6 protein-coding genes are annotated in these 3,474 nt (G+C 37.9%); 1 reads left to right on the top strand and 5 read right to left on the bottom strand.

The annotated features are described in order from the left end of the window. A partial coding sequence (locus LC574_RS31905; RefSeq protein ID WP_229457589.1) for an iron uptake porin occupies nucleotides 1-369 on the top strand: 369 nt, incomplete at its 5' end. A gap of 148 nt (nucleotides 370-517) precedes the next feature. On the opposite strand, the gene LC574_RS31910 is transcribed toward LC574_RS31905, so the two are convergent. The 5 genes from LC574_RS31910 to LC574_RS31930 all read right to left on the bottom strand — a co-directional run. Continuing rightward, nucleotides 518-1,225: a PEP-CTERM sorting domain-containing protein gene (locus tag LC574_RS31910; protein WP_229457592.1), complete on the bottom strand. Its 708-nt coding sequence runs from the start codon at nucleotides 1,223-1,225 to the stop codon at nucleotides 518-520. A 611-nt stretch (nucleotides 1,226-1,836) separates the two neighbouring features. Next, nucleotides 1,837-2,886: a DUF6745 domain-containing protein gene (locus LC574_RS31915; RefSeq protein ID WP_229457594.1), complete on the bottom strand. Its 1,050-nt coding sequence runs from the start codon at nucleotides 2,884-2,886 to the stop codon at nucleotides 1,837-1,839. Continuing rightward, entirely contained in the window at nucleotides 2,873-3,166 is a 294-nt protein-coding gene (locus LC574_RS31920) for a hypothetical protein (protein ID WP_229457595.1), read from the bottom strand. Before LC574_RS31920 ends, LC574_RS31915 begins: the two co-directional genes overlap by 14 nt. Continuing rightward, the gene (locus LC574_RS31925; protein WP_229457597.1) at nucleotides 3,163-3,369 is read right to left on the bottom strand and encodes a hypothetical protein; all 207 of its coding nucleotides are present in this window, start codon (nucleotides 3,367-3,369) and stop codon (nucleotides 3,163-3,165) included. Before LC574_RS31925 ends, LC574_RS31920 begins: the two co-directional genes overlap by 4 nt. Further along, a partial coding sequence (locus LC574_RS31930) for a hypothetical protein (protein WP_229457599.1) occupies nucleotides 3,282-3,474 on the bottom strand: 193 nt, incomplete at its 5' end. The genes LC574_RS31930 and LC574_RS31925, both read right to left, overlap by 88 nt.

Below are 3,474 nucleotides of genomic sequence, written 5' to 3' on the forward strand. Positions count from 1 at the left end.
TCCGATCTCATCACTAATAACATCGTCTTAGGTGGTTGGGCTGGATACACCAACAGCCGTACATTAAATGGCGATCGTGGAGAGGTTGACATTTGGAACTATGCCGTCACTCTCGGCTTTCCTGACCTCGGTAAAGAAGGTAACTTAGCAGGTATCATCGCTGGTATAGAGCCGAGAGTAACAAGTTCTAACGTCCCAGGATTGGATAGAGATGCGGATACATCCTATCATCTTGAGGCGTTCTACCAGTATAAGTTGACTGACAATATTACCATTACCCCAGGAGTCATCTGGTTAACATCCCCAGATCATAACAATGACAACGATGATGTTGTGATTGGCGCACTGAGAACCACATTTAGTTTCTAATTCTTAAAATCTTACTTAAAGACGCAAATTTATTCTTTGTGTCTTCGCTTTTTTGGTTCAAAAATAAAACCCAGCAAAAAATACTGGGTTTTATATCTTCAAACGAGAACGAGATTGTTAATTTTTCAGACAGAGTAAATAGATTATTTTAAATTAACTTTGATTTCCGTTTCACAAATGAACCAGCACTCATAACACCGAACGCTAGCAAGCCCAATATTGCAGTAGGTTCAGGGACACTAGCTAGTCTGTAGCTATGGTTATCAGTTTCAAATGCAAGACCAGTTGATCTTAAAACTACTTTATCAAAACTCTCTCCTTTATCTGCTAACAAATTAACATAGACATTATTTGCATCACCACTCTGTGCACCATTGGCTGGAGCGCCTGGGACATCTGCACCACTAAATGTTTTTAGTAGCTTACCTCCGCTATAGACATCCACATAGTTATATCTGTCTATTGATCCCCAGTAGAGACCAAAGTAATCAATAGACTTAGCAAAGGTAATAGTTTGATCGCCAGTGTTTCCTAAAATATTTTGACCGTTAGCTTGTGCACCTTTTGGCGCAACCGTTAGATAGTAGCTGGTATCACCAAAGGGGGTAGCATATTGACCAGCTACACTCAGTTTGACAATTCCATTGGTTGCAGAGTAAGTAGCAAATCCGTTTGGATCGGTTGCTGTCCCTGAATTGAAGTTGATCGTTGTAGCTCCTTGAATATTAGTGTATTGACCTTCTCCTGCAACAGGTGTGGAACCTCCTTTAATCAGGCTAACAGCGCTAGCTGGGTTAGCACTCATGAAAACAACTGCTGTTCCAACCAAGGCTAATAGTTTTTGCAGAGTAGACATTGATTTATTTCCTTAAGCATTTGATGTTTATAGCTTGGCATGTCAGGCTGGCATTTGTGTAGTAAGTAGCAATCATTTTTACCAAATAAAAATATTTAGCTAATAACTTTAAAAACAGTAAAACGTTTTTATATAAAGGATGTCAAGGCAATTTTATAAAAATAAGTTAAGTGTATTTACTATAAAAAATTAATTAGTAGTATAATTACTTAACTGATATCTAGAACTATGCCGCCACACTGGCTTTCCCGGTTATTGGTAAAAAAGGTAACATTAGATGATATCGTGATTGGTACAGTGAGAACCACATTTACTTTCTAATTTTTAAAATCTTACTTGAAGACACAAAGGATAAATTTGCGTCTTTTCTACGGTTCCAACAAAGAGTAGCGACTTGTTGCTAAGTAGGTAGGCATAATTAAACATAAGATCAAACCTCACCCTCAGCTTAACTGAACTGTATTGACACCAACCTACTATCGTTACCATCAGATTAAATTATGTTGAGGTGTAGAGTTGGCTCCTGTGCAGTCAATTTTAAAGATGTATGCTAAAATAGCTCGTTTGTGTCTAGACTGACTATTTTTTTAGCTTGTTGTCCAATTCAAAAATCAGGTTTGCACAGCAAATTCTTCTGGTTCTATTCCCCAATTTACCCAGCGAATTGCTTCACGCGCTGAGTTAATATTCGGTGGAACTCGCAAGGCGTGAATAAAGCTTGTGCTAGGGCAAGTCATTTTTAATAAGTAAATTGATTCTTCATCAACATCAGCATCAATTTTTAATAGTGTATATTCAGCCCAAGTATCTAATTCAATAGCTTGCAATTCTTCGCAAATTCTAGTGTAACCGATACCCTGAATTAGTACTCGCCGTAGTTCGGCATTTTCTTCTGTTAAAAGCCAACTAGCTTGCCATTGCTGCGGGTGGATTTTACCGTATTTTTCAGGCAAGGTTACGCCGTGGTAGGAGTAGAGGCTATATCCATCAATAAATTCAATGGCTGGTTCGCCTTCTGCGTGGAGACGATTTTGATTGTCGAAGCGTAGGTGAAGGGGGCGATCGCATACTATACAAATTTTTTCAAATGGAGAAATCCAACCACAAAACCTTGATAGAGACTGTAAGGTTTTCCATCTCATTTTGCTGTAAGAACAATTTAATACAGATACATAAAAATCTACCCAACAACAATGACTAGCCAAATGTTGTGATTTTAACCAAAGACGATCTAAATTAATTTTTTTAATTTTTAATTTTGATTTCTTTTCTAATACATATTCCAAGATAACAAAATCTCGGTTAAAAATAGGTAAATCTCTAAGAAGCTGTGTATTTAGTTGATATGATAATTCTAAATTTTTATTTGTTAAATCTGTAAAAATATAGTTCATCAAATTATTATTTAAATTGATGAAATTTATGTTATTAGAATTTAATTTAGGATGTTTTTTAAGAAGCATTGTTAAACCAGCATAAAAACTGTCACAAAAAATAATTTCCGGCTGTTGTTTACCGATAGCTGTATATGCAGCTTTAACAACTTCCGCCGCCTTTTCTCTATCAATTCTCTCAGTTGAAAGCGCGATCGCTCTCCACTTTTTCCAATAAACTGGAATCAAAGCCTCTTGCTCAGGCGTTAACTTTTCAATCAGCGACATAACGCCAACCTTCAGGCTCGTATTCTCGTTGAATTTTCACCATCCAGTCACCTTGGGGAATAGAAATAGCTTTATGCTCCTCATGGGCAAGCAATGCCAACTCTGAAAACACACGCAAATAGAGTGTGCTATCTTTTTCGTATAATTCTGCGTTTCCTTCAGTAATGCGATGCTTATGCCCTGTAACTTCGCCTTCTGCCAAAGTTAAGTGAGGTATTTTTTGTCCTTCAATTTGTTGCACAGGCAGTAAGATTACATCACCTTGACAAATCGGTTTCATAGTTTTGCTTTCCTGACATTTGCTCTCAAGTTTGGTTTAATTTTGGCACAAGCTCTTAGGGATTGGGCATTGGGCATTGGGCATTGGGCATTGGGAATTGGGCATTGGGCATTAGTTATTTCTCCCTCATCTCCCTCATCTCCCTCATCTCCCTCATCTCCCTCATCTCCCTCATCTCCCATTCCCCACTCCCCATTCCCCAATGATATTTTGAAAACTGTAGTCGCCAATTATGCGTTAGATAAGTTAAAGATTGAAATAGCTGGAAATTCAGACCCAGCGTACCCTCATTTATCCTCTGGGATAGA

Source organism: Nostoc sp. CHAB 5715, from assembly GCF_020829685.1.
GTDB lineage: Bacteria > Cyanobacteriota > Cyanobacteriia > Cyanobacteriales > Nostocaceae > Nostoc.

Coding starts and splice junctions, on each gene's coding strand:
- LC574_RS31910 (WP_229457592.1), bottom strand. CDS start 1,225: ATGTCTACTCTGCAAAAACTATTAGCCTTGGTTGGAACAGCAGTTGTT.
- LC574_RS31915 (WP_229457594.1), bottom strand. CDS start 2,886: ATGTCGCTGATTGAAAAGTTAACGCCTGAGCAAGAGGCTTTGATTCCA.
- LC574_RS31920 (WP_229457595.1), bottom strand. CDS start 3,166: ATGAAACCGATTTGTCAAGGTGATGTAATCTTACTGCCTGTGCAACAA.